At 64.7% G+C, this 14,841-nt stretch carries 11 protein-coding genes; 9 read left to right on the top strand and 2 right to left on the bottom strand.

From position 1 onward, the window contains the following. Positions 1 to 78: 78 nt before the first annotated feature. Together murJ and M1E07_RS20150 are read right to left on the bottom strand one after the other, a co-directional pair. Positions 79 to 2,340, bottom strand: a complete 2,262-nt coding sequence (gene murJ, locus M1E07_RS20155; protein WP_461188369.1) for a murein biosynthesis integral membrane protein MurJ — start codon at positions 2,338 to 2,340, stop codon at positions 79 to 81. 61 nt (positions 2,341 to 2,401) lie between these two features. Beyond that, positions 2,402 to 2,950, bottom strand: coding sequence for an NUDIX hydrolase (locus M1E07_RS20150; RefSeq protein ID WP_461188368.1), 549 nt, complete (start codon positions 2,948 to 2,950; stop codon positions 2,402 to 2,404). A 159-nt stretch (positions 2,951 to 3,109) separates the two neighbouring features. On the opposite strand from M1E07_RS20150, the gene M1E07_RS20145 reads away from it, so the two are divergent. The 9 genes from M1E07_RS20145 (at position 3,110) to M1E07_RS20105 (ending at position 14,785) form a co-directional block, all read left to right on the top strand. Then, entirely contained in the window at positions 3,110 to 4,615 is a 1,506-nt protein-coding gene (locus tag M1E07_RS20145; RefSeq protein WP_461188367.1) for a CCA tRNA nucleotidyltransferase, read from the top strand. Then, on the top strand, positions 4,612 to 5,196 hold the full coding sequence (locus M1E07_RS20140) for a histidine phosphatase family protein (RefSeq protein ID WP_461188366.1): 585 nt from the start codon (positions 4,612 to 4,614) through the stop codon (positions 5,194 to 5,196). Before M1E07_RS20145 ends, M1E07_RS20140 begins: the two co-directional genes overlap by 4 nt. Before the next feature lie 438 nt (positions 5,197 to 5,634). After that, entirely contained in the window at positions 5,635 to 5,892 is a 258-nt protein-coding gene (locus tag M1E07_RS20135; protein WP_461188365.1) for a hypothetical protein, read from the top strand. Positions 5,893 to 6,021: 129 nt separating this feature from the next. Next, positions 6,022 to 7,488 (top strand): glycosyltransferase family 87 protein, encoded by a 1,467-nt coding sequence (locus M1E07_RS20130; RefSeq protein ID WP_461188364.1) that lies wholly within the window; start codon positions 6,022 to 6,024, stop codon positions 7,486 to 7,488. Then, complete coding sequence (locus M1E07_RS20125; RefSeq protein WP_461188363.1) at positions 7,481 to 8,929, top strand: phytoene desaturase family protein; 1,449 nt, start codon at positions 7,481 to 7,483, stop codon at positions 8,927 to 8,929. The genes M1E07_RS20130 and M1E07_RS20125 overlap by 8 nt, the downstream gene beginning before the upstream one ends. A 69-nt stretch (positions 8,930 to 8,998) precedes the next feature. Next, entirely contained in the window at positions 8,999 to 10,987 is a 1,989-nt protein-coding gene (locus tag M1E07_RS20120) for a penicillin-binding transpeptidase domain-containing protein (protein WP_461188362.1), read from the top strand. Positions 10,988 to 11,086: 99 nt separating this feature from the next. Then, positions 11,087 to 12,769, top strand: a complete 1,683-nt coding sequence (locus M1E07_RS20115) for an ABC-F family ATP-binding cassette domain-containing protein (RefSeq protein ID WP_461188361.1) — start codon at positions 11,087 to 11,089, stop codon at positions 12,767 to 12,769. 49 nt (positions 12,770 to 12,818) lie between these two features. Then, a complete protein-coding gene (locus tag M1E07_RS20110; protein WP_461188360.1) occupies positions 12,819 to 13,592 on the top strand; it encodes a DeoR/GlpR family DNA-binding transcription regulator in 774 nt (257 codons plus the stop codon). Beyond that, positions 13,589 to 14,785 carry an MFS transporter gene (locus M1E07_RS20105; RefSeq protein WP_461188359.1) on the top strand — a complete coding sequence of 399 codons (1,197 nt, stop codon included), beginning with the start codon at positions 13,589 to 13,591 and terminating at the stop codon, positions 14,783 to 14,785. Before M1E07_RS20110 ends, M1E07_RS20105 begins: the two co-directional genes overlap by 4 nt. Positions 14,786 to 14,841: the final 56 nt, after the last annotated feature.

Genomic DNA, 14,841 nt, shown 5'->3' with positions numbered 1-14,841 from the left:
CTACCCCTGTTCCCTTTCGATCCTAGCCGATTGCACCCCACGCGCCGTGGACGATGACAGCGGCAGACCGCGCAAACATCACTTTTTCCGGGGACGCCGAGGCTTAAAGTGGGGGTTCTCCCCGGGCTTCCCCTGGAAGGTCCGGCGGCCCGGAAGCGGAATCTGATCGCGCAGCAATCCGCCGCGTGCGGTGCTGGGCTGATCCTCGCCGGGGAGGTAGGCGCTTTCAGCCTCGGGGCCCTCGCCGTCGTCGGCCTTTTGCCTGCGGCCTGCAGCGCGCTCCGGAACCGGGCCGGCACGGAAGGAAACGGCGTCAAATTCACCTGAAATGCGTGGGATGAGCCCTGTGTCAACCGACGTGGTGGCGCGCTCGGGTGCGGGCCGCTGGCGGTCCTGGGAAGGCGCACCAGGTGAGGCGTCCGACGGCGGCGTCCCGGGTTCTGCGGCAGGCGAACCTTGCCCGCCCCGCCCCAACCGTCCCAGGAGGGGACGAAGCAGGTCGCGCAGTTCGGACACCCGGAACAGCTTGAGCAGGAAGAAGTACACCACGAGCATGACCGGACCCACCACGATGACGGTGATGAGAGCTGCCAGCCGGTCACGCCAGGCGAACCCGTCCGGGCTGTAGCTGCCCATCAGCCAAAGCGCCCCTGCGCCCGCGATCGCGGAACCCAGGGCTGCGTAACCCATCCGGATGTAGGAATTGGCAATCCGCGGGCCGTCCAGATGCCCCAGGAGCCGCCGCAGGAAGTAGGCGCTGATAACCACCGAGAGGATGTTGCCCACCATATAAAGCACTGCGATGGCGTAGATGATCTGGTTCACGGGCAGGAACTGGATGGCAAACGCCCCAGCCACGTAGACAACCGCCAGGAGCAGCTGAACGTAGAAGGGGGTCCGGGCATCTTCATTGGCGTAGAAGACCCGGGACATCATGAAGTTGGCGCTCATAAACGGCGTGCTAAGGGCGAGGATGGTCAACGTCTGGGCCAGCATCACGCCGTCCTGGCGCGACCCGCCCGAGAAGAACATGCCGAGCGGACCCGCCAGGGCAAAAAGTGCCAGCGCTCCGAACACGGTGGCAACTGCCATGGTCCGAAGGCCGTGCGAGAGGGCGTCGCGCAGTTCTGCGCGGTTGCCATCCTGGGACGCGCGGGTCATGCGGTTGAACAGGACCGTGGCGAGGGACAGGGCAATGATGGAGTGCGGCAGCAGGTACAGCTGGCTGGCCACCTCCAGCACGGCGTTGCCGGGCAGCAGGCTGGCGGCGGGGTCGCCGGCCTGCTGCAGCCGGATCCGCTCGGCGCCGGGAATGGTGGCGATACGCATGACGTACAGGAAAGCGAGCTGGCCGACGGCGGCAGTCAGCAACGTCCACACGCTCAGCTTGGCTGCCTGGCCCAGTCCTACTCCCCGCCAGCCGAACCGCGGGCGGAGCCCCAGTTTCAGCCGGATCACGGGGATCATCAGGATGGCGGTCTGCGACACCACACCGATGGTGGAGAATCCGGCCACGAACAGGGTTTGGGTTTCGCCCCAGTTGTCCAAGGTGTGCGGGCTGAACTCGTTGGTGCCGAAAATCCAGATGAACATGCCCAGCCCGGCGATTGCCACCAGGTTGTTGAGGATGGGCGCCCACATGGCAGGTCCAAAGGCGCCGTTGGCATTAAGGACCTGGGTGAGGAGGGCATAGAGGCCGTAAAAGAAGATTTGCGGCAGGCACCAGAAGGCGAAGGCCACGGCCAGCGCTTTTTGCTGCGGGGAATATCCCTGAGTGGTGAGTTCGATGACCCAGGGCGCCGCCAGCGTCACCAGGGCCGTCAGTCCCAGCAGGAGCAGGACCGCCAGCGTCAGGAGCCGGCTGATGTAGTCGGCTCCCCGGTCCGGGGCCTTGCTGGCTTTGATGATCTGCGGCACGAGCACTGCGTTGAACACGCCGCCGGCCACCAGCAGGAAGATCAGGTTGGGGAGGTTGTTGGCGTTGATGAACGTGTCATTGACCGTGGAACCGAGCCCCAGGGCCGTGCCCAGCATCCACGTCTTGCCGAAGCCCAGGAAACGCGAAACGAGGGTTCCGGCGGCCATGATGGCGCTTGACCTGGTTTCGCCCGCCTGCTCCGAGCCGGCTTGTCCACCGTCCAGGGGAGGGCCGTCCGCAGGTGCGTTCCGGTGGGCGGTTTCCGCGGGGGCACTGTCCTGGGTTGCGCTGTCCAGGGGTGCTGCACCCTGGGGTGCACCATCGAGGGGTGCGCCGTCAAGGGGCACACCGGCGGCCGGCACCCCGTGTGGAGCGCCGCCGGCCCGGCCGGCTTGATCGGAAGGAAAATTGGAAGCTGACATCGAGTTCATCGTCTCACCCGCAAGTGCCTATCACGGCACTGCCGGCGCCGGCAGTACCGGCCTAAAGGTGGTCGGGCAGGACTTCGCGGGCCAGATCGGCGATGCGCCGTTCATTCGGGAAGGACAGCTTGCGGGCGAGTTCCTGGATGGGAACCCATGCAACATCCACCGCTTCCTGGTCCGGATCGTTCTCGATGGTCAGCTCGCCGCCGGTGGCCCGCAATAGATAGTGATGGACCGTTTTATGCACGCGGTGGCCACTGACGGTAAACCAGTAGTCGATGCTTCCCAGCGGCGCGAGGATGTCGCCTTCGATGCCGGTCTCTTCTGCGATTTCGCGGACCGCGGCTTGCTCGTTGTTTTCCTTGCCCTCCGGATGACCCTTCGGCAGGCACCACTCGAGACGTCCGCCGCGATTAAGGCGGGCGATAATCGCCACCCTCAGTTCGGCGTCGGACGTGTCCACAACGACGCCGCCGGCGGAGACTTCTTCCACCGTAGGCAGCGAGGCCGGTGCCGAATGCTGGGCAGGCGCAACGTGCGCACCGATTGCCGACGGCAATGGTGCGTTTGTCCTCCTGCCTGGAGCGCTCGGTACTGGATGGGCCATGGAGTCCACTCTAACGACTGTTGCCCGTTCGTGATGACTGGAACATGACACCAACATGGACTGCTTATGACGCGCATTGGCGGCGGTAGACGGAATGGGCCGGATCTTGACGGTAATTTGGCCTGCGCTGCCGCTGGTTTCTGACAAGCTTAAGTAACTATGGCGCACGCACATCACAAGACTGAATCCCACACCGTCGATTTCCACGTGGACCCGGTGGTCCTGGAGCTCGGCCGGCGTTTCGTGGACGCCGGCCACGAACTGTCGCTGGTGGGCGGCCCGGTGCGTGACCTTTTCCTGGGCAGGACCTCCCCGGATCTGGACTTCACCACAGACGCCACGCCGGACCAAACGTTGGCCCTCATCAAGAAATGGGCAGACAACTATTGGGAGATCGGCCGCGCCTTTGGCACTATCGGCATGCGGAAGGCCGGCTTCCAGATCGAGGTAACCACCTACCGTGCCGAGGCGTACGATCCGGAGTCCCGTAAGCCCGTAGTGGCGTTCGGTTCCTCCTTGACTGATGACCTGCTTCGGCGGGACTTCACCATCAACGCCATGGCCCTCAAACTGCCCTCCCTGGAGCTGGTGGATCCGTTCGGCGGCGTGCGCGACCTGCACGCCTCCATCCTGGCCACACCCGGTTCCCCTGAAGCGTCCTTCTCCGATGATCCGTTGAGGATGATGCGTGCCGCCAGGTTCGCGGCGCAGTTGGGTGTCTCCGTCCACGACGACGTCCGCCAGGCCATGACCCGGATGGCTGGACGGATCACCATCATTTCCGCGGAACGGGTGCGGGACGAACTTACCAAGCTCATCTGCGGTGCCAGGCCGCGGGTGGGGGTGGACTTGCTGGTGGACACCGGTTTGGCTGAGTTCGTGTTGCCGGAAGTTTCCGCCCTCCGGCTGGAATCGGATGAGCACCACCGGCACAAGGACGTGTACCAGCATTCGCTGCAGGTGCTGGAACAGGCAGCGGAGCTGGAAACGGACGCCGAAGGCCCCGTGCCGGCCCCTGACTTCGTGCTGCGTTTCGCGGCGTTAATGCACGACGTCGGCAAGCCGGCTACGCGGCGCTTCGAACCGGGCGGTGCGGTGAGTTTCCGCCATCACGACATGGTGGGTGCCAAGCTCACCACCAAGAGGATGAAGGCCCTGAGGTTCGACAACGACACCATCAAGGCCGTTGCCCGCCTGGTGGAGCTTCACATGCGCTTCTACGGATACGGGGAGGCCGGCTGGAGCGATTCCGCTGTCCGCCGCTATGTCACCGACGCCGGGCCGCTGCTGGAACGGCTGCACCGGCTGACCCGCTCCGACGTCACCACGCGCAACCAGCGGAAGGCCGAGCGCCTGGCTTTTGCCTACGACGACCTCGAGGCCCGGATCGCGGCGCTCCGCGAACAGGAATCGCTGGACGCGGTGCGCCCTGACCTGGACGGTGCCAGGATCATGGCCCTGCTGGGGCTCAAACCCGGCCCGGTGGTGGGCCGCGCCTACAAGTTCCTGCTTAACGAGCGGATGGAGCACGGGCCCCTGCCCGCCGCGGAAGCGGAAGCCAGGCTATTCCGCTGGTGGGCGGAGCAGCCCGAAGCTGCACCTGCCGGAACTGAAGCTGGAACGTCTCCTGCCGCCGTCGACCTTTCCTCCAAGGAGTCCAAGTGACCAATCCTGCCCTTGCCCCCCGGCCCCAGCTCTGGATCCTCCGCCACGGCGAGACCGAGTGGTCCAAAAGCGGGCAGTACACCGGACTCACTGATCTGCCCCTCACGGTAGAAGGCGAACAGCAGGCGGTGGAGGCCCGAAAAGTCTTGGACACGGTCGATTTCGACCTGGTGCTGACGTCTCCCTTGAGGCGGGCGCGACGGACTGCGGAACTCGCCGGCTTCCCGGATGCCCAGCACGAGCCACTGGCCGTGGAATGGAACTACGGCGACTACGAGGGCATCAGCTCGGACCTGATCCGGAAAGACAACCCCGATTACCTGATCTGGACCCACGGCGTGCCCAACGGCGAGACCCTGGACGAGGTAGCGGCCAGGGCGGACAAGATTATTGGGCGCGTACTGGAATCCGGAATGGACAACGTCCTCATTGTTGCCCACGGGCACTTCTCCCGGATCCTCACAGCCCGTTGGCTTGAATTGCCTCCCACCGAGGGGCGCCACTTTATACTCGGAACCGCGAAAGTGTGCACCTTAGGCTGGGATAAGAGGACTCCCGCAATTGTCCGGTGGGGCCTTTAACAGCTATTTGCAAATTTCCTTGGGAAGTTTTGCAAATTAGGTAGCCGCCGACTGTAATCGTGGTGTACTTTTATTTCTGACCCCAGAGCGTTTCGCCGGGGTCGCGGCGTTCGTTGCCAGGCCCGTCAGCCGGAGCAACGGCAGAGCAAAAAAGGAGGTTGGGAAAAATGATTACTTTGACTAGCGGACGGAAGACGACCATCACCGCGGCCCCGGCCTCCGATGCTTTTGCGCGCCCGGATACAGGGCTCCTCGGCTCCTAGCCTTCGCCCCTGCCGCCGGCGCGACCGGTGGTGACGCTTTGGCTTTTCCAGGTACCGGTGTGGGCGTCCTCAAGGTTTCCCGGGATAACCCTGCCATTCCTTAGCCGAGCGATGCGCTCCTAACGCACATAGCAGCCTTCGCGCTTTTGCATTTCTTTCCCTTATTTATATTAACGTGCCAATTACCGGGCATTTCCCTGCCCTGATGCGCCGTATTTCAAAGGTGTGCATGAAGGGCTTAATTGTCGCGCCCCGTTTGCGGGTCAATCAGTTCGAAAAGGAGGTGGCCCCAATGATTAAGAAGCTTCAAAAACTCCTGTCTCCTTCACGCAGGAGACGCAGCAGCAGCAGGCAGTTCAACCGCCTGCTGCTGGAAAAGCAGCGGGAAGACGTATTCCTGCTGATGCATCAGCAACTGGGCGGCATGATGTAGCTTGCTGGTCCCGTTTTCCGGAGAAGTTATGGTGCACCATATTGCCGTGCCGGAGCCCACGCAGCGACGCGTGGGCTCCCCACGGGCCTTCTTTCGGTGGTGCCTGGCAACGGCGGTAAGCTCGGTTCCATGCAGGGAACCCAGCCGCCGGAGCATCGAGGGCCGTCCCGCCTGATAGTTCCCAGCCGCAGTGATGTCCTGCTGCGCAATTTCACCGAAGTCATCGGCGGTCCCCTCGGAACAAGGGCGGCCCCGGGCATCATCTCCCCCGGCATCTTCACCGTGGAACGCGTACTGATACTCCTCACAGTCCTGGCGGCTGTCACGGGCATCCTGGTCAAAGGGTATTGCCGCGCCAACGGCTGGGAGTCACCCACGCAGTTCTACGCCACCTGCTACTCGGACTTTCCCGAGCTCTTTCGAAACCGTGGACTCGCCGAAGGTACCTTTCCCGTCCTTAGTGCCGGCAGCCAGTTTGAGTACCCGGTCCTGATCGCCCTGATCGCGGGGGTGACGGCGTTGTTCGTTCCCGGGACCGGGATATCGGATTCGAGTGTGCTCGCCTACTTCGATATCAATGTTGCCCTTCTGGCGGCGGTCACGGTGGTCACGGTTTTGGCCACCGCCCGGATGACCAGCCGCCGGCCCTGGGATGCCGCCATGGTGGCCCTGGCCCCAGGGATCGTGCTGGCCGGCACCATCAACTGGGACCTATGGGCAGTGGCGCTGCTTGCCCTGGGCATGTACTTCTTCTCGCGGCAGCGGCTGGTCCTTGCCGGGGTCTTTATCGGGCTGGGCACGGCCACGAAGCTGTACCCGCTGCTTATTCTGGGCGCGATCCTGCTGCTGGCCGTCCGGACCGGCCGGTTCCGCCCCTTCCTGGTGACAGCGGGGGCTGCTGCTGTCACGTGGTTGGCCGTCAACCTGCCCTTCGCCGCTGCCAACCCCGCCGGCTGGGCCTACTTCTTCCGGTTCAGCGCGGACCGCGGTGCCGGCTACAGCTCGCCCTGGTTCGCCTACAACCTGGTGGCGGACCGGCTGCGATGGAGGGAACTCAGCCCGGCCGCCGTCGACCTCTTGTCCCTTGGCCTTTTCCTGCTGTCCTGCGCTGCCATCGCAGCCGTTGCCCTCACCGCCCGCCGCCGGCCCCGCCTGGCCCAACTGGCCTTCCTCATCGTGGCGGCCTTCATCCTTACCAGCAAGGTCTACTCGCCGCAGTTCGTGGTGTGGCTGATCCCCCTCCTGGCGCTGGCGCGACCGAGATGGCGCGACTTTTTGATTTGGCAGGGCGTCGAAGGCCTGCACTGGGCAGCAGTGTGGATGTACCTTGGACAGGTGACCAGCGCAGGCTCTTCCCAGCACAACCTGGATATGCCCTACTACGTTCTCGCCGTGGCGGCACACATGGCTGTGGTGGGTTACCTCATGCTGCGCGTGACCTGGGACATCTACAACCCGGACTACGACCCCATCCGGCGGCATCACCTTGATGATCCCCACGGCGGCCCCTTCGCCGGTACCCCTGACTGGTTCCGGTTGAACCCTCGGGACCGATCGAAGTTCCTACTGCCCTGGAAAGTTGGTTCCAATGCCTGACGTGGCCGTGGTGGGCGCTGGGCCCAACGGGCTTGCAGCCGCAGCGGTGATGGCGCGGGCAGGGCTCTCCGTGGAGCTCTTCGAGGCCGGCGAAACCATCGGCGGCGGCACTCGGACCAGCGAAGTGATGCGGCCCGGGCATTTCCACGACATCTGCTCCGCCGTTCATCCGATGGCAGTGGCCTCACCATTTTTCAGGGCCTTCGAACTGTCCCGCCGGATAAACCTCATCACCCCTGAGTTGTCCTATGGATCCCCGCTGGATGGCGGCAGGGCGGCCCTTGCCTACCGCTCCCTGGACAGGACAGTTGCAGGGCTGGGCCGCGACGGCGATGCCTACCGGCGGCTGATGGCACCTCTCGTGGCCCGCATCGACGGCATCATGGACTTCACCCAGAACCAACTCCTCCGTATCCCCCGCAACCCCTTGGCGGCCGGGGTGTTCGGGCTCAGGACGCTGGAGCAGGGATCCGGGTTGTGGAATGCCCGGTTCAGGGAAGATTTGGCACCCGCCTTGCTCAGCGGTGTTGCCGCCCATCCCATCTCACAGCAGCCATCCCTTGCAGCTTCCGGCGGCGGATTGATGCTCGGGGCACTCGGACATGCGGGCGGCTGGCCCATTCCCCAGGGCGGATCAGCTGCCATTGCCGCCGCGATGGCGGACGACCTCGTAGCGCACGGCGGTGTCATCCACACGGATTCCCCGATCGATCGCCTGGAAGATCTCCCCGCCGCACGGGCAACTTTGCTGAACGTCGCCCCGCAAGGCCTGCTGAACATGGCGGGCAACGCCCTTCCCGTCCGGTACCGCAGTGCCTTGGAATCCTTCAGATACGGGAACGGCTCCTGCAAGGTGGACTTCATCCTCTCGGGACCCGTGCCGTGGGCTGCCAAGGAACTGGCCGACGCCGGAACCGTCCACCTGGGCGGCACGCGGGCAGAAGTTGTCCGCTCGGAGAACGAAGTAAACGCCGGCAAACACCCGGAACGTCCCTACGTCCTGGTGGCACAGCAGTCCCGCTTCGACTCCGGCCGCGCACCGGCAGGACACCACACCCTGTGGGCCTACTGCCACGTCCCCACCGGGTCTACAAGGGACATGACAGAAGCCATCACGGCGCAACTGGAACGCTTCGCGCCGGGGTTCCGGGACCTTGTGGTTGAGTCCAAGGCGATCACCGCCGCGGGGCTGGCAAAATACAACCGGAACTACGTTGGCGGGGACTTCAGCGCGGGCACCATGGACATGGTGAACCTGGTTCAGAGGCCCGTCGTGTCCCGGGTCCCGTGGCGGACCCCGCTCCGGGGCGTTTACCTTTGTTCCTCTTCCACCCCGCCAGGCCCGGGTGTTACCGGCATGCCGGGCTGGCACGCGGCAAAATATGCTCTTCGGGACATGTTCGGCCTTTCCGTACCCCAGCTGGGAGTGGCCGGAACCTAGCGGCGTCACCCAGGGCGTGGGATTGCGACATGTGCCAAACTGACCTCAAAAACGGGAGATAATGGCGCGATGGGGATATCAACAAAACTTTCTTTAGGCATCGCTGCCGTCATTCTCGGAACTTCGCTCGTTGCCTGCGACGACGGCCGGAGCGGTGCCGAAGCGGCAGCGGGGCAGTTGGCCACCGCCGTCTCCGGGCTGGATGTGGGCTCGGTGCCCTTCGACGGCAAGGACTCAGCGGCTGCCAATGACCAGCTGAAAAAAGTCTTTGCCGCGCTGGATCCGGAGAAGCCCGCCGTCGAAGCAGGCGAGCTGGCCCTGGACGGCGACAACGCGTCTGCACCCCTGAACTACATTTGGAACTTCGGCGGCGCCGAGTGGAAGTACACCGTCTCCGCCAAGTTCAAGAAGTCCGGAGACAAGTGGCTCACGGTCTGGGATCCGGCCACCCTGGCACCGGACCTTGCCGACAGCGAGATCCTGACCAAGGGTGAACAGTCGCCCCAGCGGGCAGATATCCTCGGCGCCGGCGACGTGCCCCTGGTGACCTACCGTCCCGTGGTGAACGTCGGCATCGACAAGCCGCAACTGGGCGCAGCGGATCCTGCCGCTTCCGCTGCAAAGCTTGCCGCCCTGGTTGGAGTGGACCCGGCCGCTTACGTCCAGCAGGTACAGGCCTCCGGCGCCGAGGCGTTCGTCTCCGCGATAACCCTGCGTGAAGAAGGCCGCACCATCACCAATGAGCAGATCACGGCAGTTCCCGGAGCACGCGCCATTCCCGCCACGGTGCCCTTGGCTCCCAGCCGCACGTTTGCCCGCGCCGTGCTCGGCTCGGTCAGCGAGGCCACGGCTGAGCAGATAGAGGCCTCCGAAGGCGAACTGACATCCGGTGATGTCACCGGCGTTGGCGGCCTCCAGCAGCAGTACGACGAACAGCTTCGGGGGACGGACGCCGTCGTTATCCGTGCCCAGCGCGCGGACCTGACCCGGGAACAGATCCAGTCCGCCGCAACGGATCCCCGCCGGGTGCTCTTCGAGGTGAAGCCCACGCCCGGAACGCCGCTGAAAACAACCTTGGATCCCAAGCTTCAGTCCCTGGCCGAGAGCACCCTGGAAGGTGTGAAACCAGCCTCCGCAATTGTTGCTCTCCGCCCCTCCACCGGCGCGGTCCTGGCGGCCGCATCCGGCCCGGGAAGCAACGGCTACAACACGGCCATGCTTGGCCAGTACGCTCCCGGATCCATCTTCAAAATGGTGGACTCGCTGGCGATGTTCCGCAACGGCCTGACCCCCGAGTCGAAAGTAGAGTGCACGCCCACGTTGACGGTGGACGGGCGGACATTCAAAAATGCTGAGGGGTACCCGGAGGATTCTTTGGGTTCGGTGACGCTCCGTGACGCCTTCGCCCACTCCTGCAATACAGCGTTTATCGCCGCTCGGGACACGGTCTCGCAGGGTCAGCTTGAAGCCGCCGCCATGTCGATGGGCCTCGCCGTCGAGGCCCCGACGCTCGGTGCAGCGGCCTTCCTGGGATCCGTCCCCGGCGAGGCCGCGGGAACAGAGCATGCAGCGTCCATGATCGGCCAGGGAAAGGTGCTGCTGTCGCCTTTGGCCGCTGCCATGATGGCCGGCTCCGTGGCCAAGGGCGGGCCGGTTGCCCCGCAGCTGGTTTTGAATCCCGACGCCGGTGCTGCCGCTGAGGGAACTACCAGCGGTTCCACAGCTCCCGCTGCCCAGCCGTCCGCCACAGCCTCTGCTGAGGCGCCGTCCCAGGCGTCCGACAAGCCGATCACGGCTGAAGAGGCAACATCCCTGGCGGACATGATGCGTGCCGTGGTGACGTCGGGGCACGCCGGCTTCCTGTCCGGCGTCCCCGGTGCCCCGGTGGGAGCGAAGACCGGAACCGCCGAGTTCGGCAACGAGAATCCGCCCAAGACCCACGCCTGGATTGTGGCCGTGCACGGGGATCTTGCCGTTGCCGTGTTTGTTGAGGATGGCGGCTTGGGGGCAACAACGTCCGGGCCGCTGCTGCAGAAGTTCCTGACCGCCGCGGGCTAGCGTCCCGGGTTTTTGGGCAGGTACGGTGACGTACAGGCCGGCTCAGGCCGCAGTACCTGCCCAAAAACTCCGCGGCTGGGGCGTGGGAAGATGGAGTACGTGGCCCATATTGACGTTTCCGGTATCGATTACTTCCTCTCCGACGGCACTCAGCTGCTCAATGGGGTGACCTTCAAGGTTCCGGACGGCACCAAAACTGCTCTGATCGGCCCCAACGGGACCGGAAAAACAACGCTGTTCCGGATCATCGCCGGGGACCTGGTTCCGGATGAAGGCGTGATCGGGCGCTCCGGGAACATGGGCATCATGCGCCAGTTCGTGGGGCAGGTCCGCGATGATTCCACTGTCCGCGACCTGCTGGTGTCGGCGGCCCCGCCCGCACTGGCCGCAGCGGCGCGCGAGGTGGACGAGGCTGAGCTGGCGATGGTGGAGGACGACGACGAACCCAGCCAGATGCGCTACGCCCAGGCAATCGTGGACTGGGGAGATGCCGGGGGCTACGACGTCGAGACCGTCTGGGACGAAGTGTGCATGGCCGCGCTGGGACTGCCCTTTGACCGCGCCCAGCACCGCCCGGCGTCGACCCTTTCCGGCGGTGAGCAGAAGCGGCTGGTGCTGGAGGCGCTTTTTGCCGGACCCGACGACCTGCTGCTGCTGGACGAACCGGACAACTACCTGGACGTGCCCGGCAAGCGCTGGCTCGAGGACAAACTGAACGAATCGAAGAAGACCGTTTTCTTCATCAGCCACGACCGTGAACTGCTGAACAACGCCGCAGGGCGCATCGTCACGCTGGAACCGGGCATCAACGGCGCCGGCGCGTGGATTCACGGCGGCGGGTTCGGCTCCTACGTGGAGGCAAGGGCGGACCGGAACGCCCGCTTCGAGGAACTGCGCAAGCGGTGGGACGAGGAGCACGTCAAGCTCAAGGAACTCGTCAATATGTATAAAAACAAGGCCGCATTCCGCTCCGACATGGCCAACCGCTACCACGCGGCCCAAACCCGTTTGGCGAAGTTCCTGGAGATCGGACCGCCCGAGGCGCTGCCCATCGAGCAGAACGTGCAAATGCGGCTCAAGGGCGGACGGACCGCCAAGCGCGCCATCGTAGCGGAGAAACTCGAGCTCACCGGGCTCATGAAGCCGTTTTCCACGGAAGTGTGGTTTGGCGACCGTGTGGGTGTCCTGGGATCCAACGGCTCGGGCAAATCCCACTTTCTGCGGCTGCTCGCGACGGGCGGCACCGATCCCGAACGTGAGCACCTGCCGGTGTCGGATGTCGAGATTGCCGAGGTGCCACACGAGGGCACGGTGAAACTCGGCGCCAGGATCCGCCCCGGGTTCTTTGCCCAGACACACGTCCGGCCGGACCTCCTTGGTAAGACGTTGCTGGAAATCCTGCACCGCGGAGACGAACACCGCTCCGGCCTGGGCCGCGAGGCAGCAGCCGGGGCGCTGGACGGCTACGGGCTGGCAGGCCAGTCCGAGCAAAAGTACGAGTCCCTTTCCGGCGGCCAGCAGGCCCGGTTCCAGATCCTGCTCCTGCAGCTCAGCGGAGCCACCCTGCTCCTTTTGGACGAGCCCACGGACAACCTGGACCTGCACTCGGCAGAGGCACTTGAGCGGGCCATCGACCACTTTGAGGGCACTGTCCTGGCCGTGACGCACGACCGCTGGTTTGCCCGGACCTTCGACCGCTTCCTGGTGTTCGGATCTGACGGCAAGGTGTACGAGTCCGCCGAGCCGGTGTGGGACGAGAAGCGCGTAGTGCGCACGCGCTGAGTCCTGGTCTTATTCTGATCAAATGATCAAAAGTTGTTATCATTTGATCATGAAGACGGACGAGCGTCATCGCACGATCGCCGGGTTGCTCCGCCAGCGCCACGAGGTCACCGTGGAGGAGCTGACCCTCGCTTGTGACGCTTCCGGCGCGACCATCCGCCGGGACCTCGAAGTCCTGGCGGCCAACGGCGTCCTCCGCCGGGTCCACGGTGGCGCACGGAGTCTGATCGGGCGCGGCGGGAATCCAGGTTACGGGCAGCGCGAGCTGGAGGACCAGGACGTCAAGAAGCGCATCGCAGCAGCTGTAGCGAACCTTTTGGGTGACCGTGAGCACGTCTGGCTGGACAGTGGAAGCACCGCCACTGAGGTGGCGCGGGCGTTGAACGGCAGGGAGTTGACCCTCATGCCGATGTCGCTGCGGTCGCTCAACGTGCTGGCGGGTGAGGAGTCGAGCGCAGGGTCCAGGCCCGCGCTGCTGTTGCCGGGAGGAAGCCTAGTCCCCGGCGAGTTGTGCTTCCGGGGCCCGCTCGCGGAATCCAACATCCGCTCCCTCCGCTTCGATACGGCAGTTGTTACGCCCTGCTCAGTCGACTTTAAGGACGGTCTCCTGGCCCATGACCTGGAAGACGCAGCCGTAAAACGCGCGGGCCTGGAATCAGCCTCGCGTGTTGTGGTGGCCGCCGCCGCTGCCAAATGGGATGCGGTTGCCAGAGCACTTGTGGGCGGTCTTGATCGGGTGGACATATTGGTCACCAATAAGCAGTTCAGCTCCGAAGAACGACGACGACTCGATGACAATTCTGTGGAAGTAGTGAATGTATGAGCATAAATACCGGAACGGCGCAGCATGCCGGCCTGAAAGCGGCAGCAGCGGCAACGTTCGTTGTCTTCGGCATCAACGGCCTGGTGTTCGCCAGCTGGGCGGCGCGGATCCCTGCTGTCACCGAGACCCTGCAGATAACGTCCGGCCAGATGGGCACCTTGCTGCTCTGCACCGCCGTCGGCTCATTGCTCGCCCTGCCGACGGCGGGCTGGGTAGTGGGCAGGATCGGCACGGCCAACACCGTGCGCTTTGGCGGGCTGCTGGCCTCCGCGGCCGGTGTGGGCATTGCGCTCTCCTTGGCCGCGGCCTCGATCCCGGGCACAGCCATTGCCCTGTTCTTCTTTGGCATAGCCATCGGCCTCTGGGATGTCTCCCAAAACATCGAAGGGGCCGACGTCGAACACAAGCTTCGGCGCACCATCATGCCCCAGTTTCACGCTGCCTTCAGCGGCGGTGCCTTTGTGGGTGCCCTCATCGGCGCAGGACTATCGAACCTCGGCGTCGGACTGCCGGTGCACCTGCTGGTCATTGCGGGCATCGTGCTGCTGGTGACGATGACCGTTCCGCGCTACTTTCTTCCGCACGCCCCGGCACCAGCCGCGGCCGAAGGAGAACCGAAAGCAGCCAAGGGCCCTTCGGCCTGGCGGGACGGGAGGACCCTGCTCATCGGCGTCGTGGTCCTTGGCGCCACCCTGACCGAGGGTGCGGGCAATGACTGGATCGCCAAGGCATCCGTTGACGGCCTGGGTACCTCCGAATCGACCGGCGCCCTGATGTTCGCCCTCTTTGTCCTGGCCATGACAGCCATGCGGTTCCTTGGCGGCACCGTCATCGACAAGTACGGCCGCGTCGCCGTCCTCCGTGCCAGCATGGCAGCAGCGGCCGCCGGCCTTTGCCTCTTCGTGCTGGCCGGCAATGTGTGGCTCGCTGCGGTGGGCGCCGCGCTTTGGGGCGTCGGGGCAGCACTGGCCTTCCCGATGGGAATGTCCGCTGCCGCGGACGACCCCCGGCATGCAGCAGCGAGGGTCTCCGTGGTGTCCACGCTTGGATACATCTCATTCCTGGCCGGTCCGCCCCTGCTGGGATACCTGGGCGACCTGACGGGAATCCACCTCGCGCTGCTGGCGATCCTTGCGCCCATCCTTCTTGCCCTCCTGCTCGCCGGTGCTGCCAAGCCGCTAAAGGTCACATAGGCGGCGTCCCGGGAAGGGCAGGTCAGCACGTGGTTCTGTATCGGCTGCCGGATGCA

Source organism: Arthrobacter sp. Z4-13, assembly GCF_054792705.1.
This window is presented reverse-complemented; position numbering and strand designations above follow the sequence as displayed.

Bases quoted from the DNA above. Each gene is read 5' to 3' on its own strand.
- murJ (WP_461188369.1), bottom strand. From the start codon at position 2,340: ATGTCAGCTTCCAATTTTCCTTCCGATCAAGCCGGCCGGGCCGGCGGC.
- M1E07_RS20150 (WP_461188368.1), bottom strand. From the start codon at position 2,950: ATGGCCCATCCAGTACCGAGCGCTCCAGGCAGGAGGACAAACGCACCA.
- M1E07_RS20145 (WP_461188367.1), top strand. From the start codon at position 3,110: ATGGCGCACGCACATCACAAGACTGAATCCCACACCGTCGATTTCCAC.
- M1E07_RS20130 (WP_461188364.1), top strand. From the start codon at position 6,022: ATGCAGGGAACCCAGCCGCCGGAGCATCGAGGGCCGTCCCGCCTGATA.
- M1E07_RS20125 (WP_461188363.1), top strand. From the start codon at position 7,481: ATGCCTGACGTGGCCGTGGTGGGCGCTGGGCCCAACGGGCTTGCAGCC.
- M1E07_RS20120 (WP_461188362.1), top strand. From the start codon at position 8,999: ATGGGGATATCAACAAAACTTTCTTTAGGCATCGCTGCCGTCATTCTC.
- M1E07_RS20110 (WP_461188360.1), top strand. From the start codon at position 12,819: ATGAAGACGGACGAGCGTCATCGCACGATCGCCGGGTTGCTCCGCCAG.
- M1E07_RS20105 (WP_461188359.1), top strand. From the start codon at position 13,589: ATGAGCATAAATACCGGAACGGCGCAGCATGCCGGCCTGAAAGCGGCA.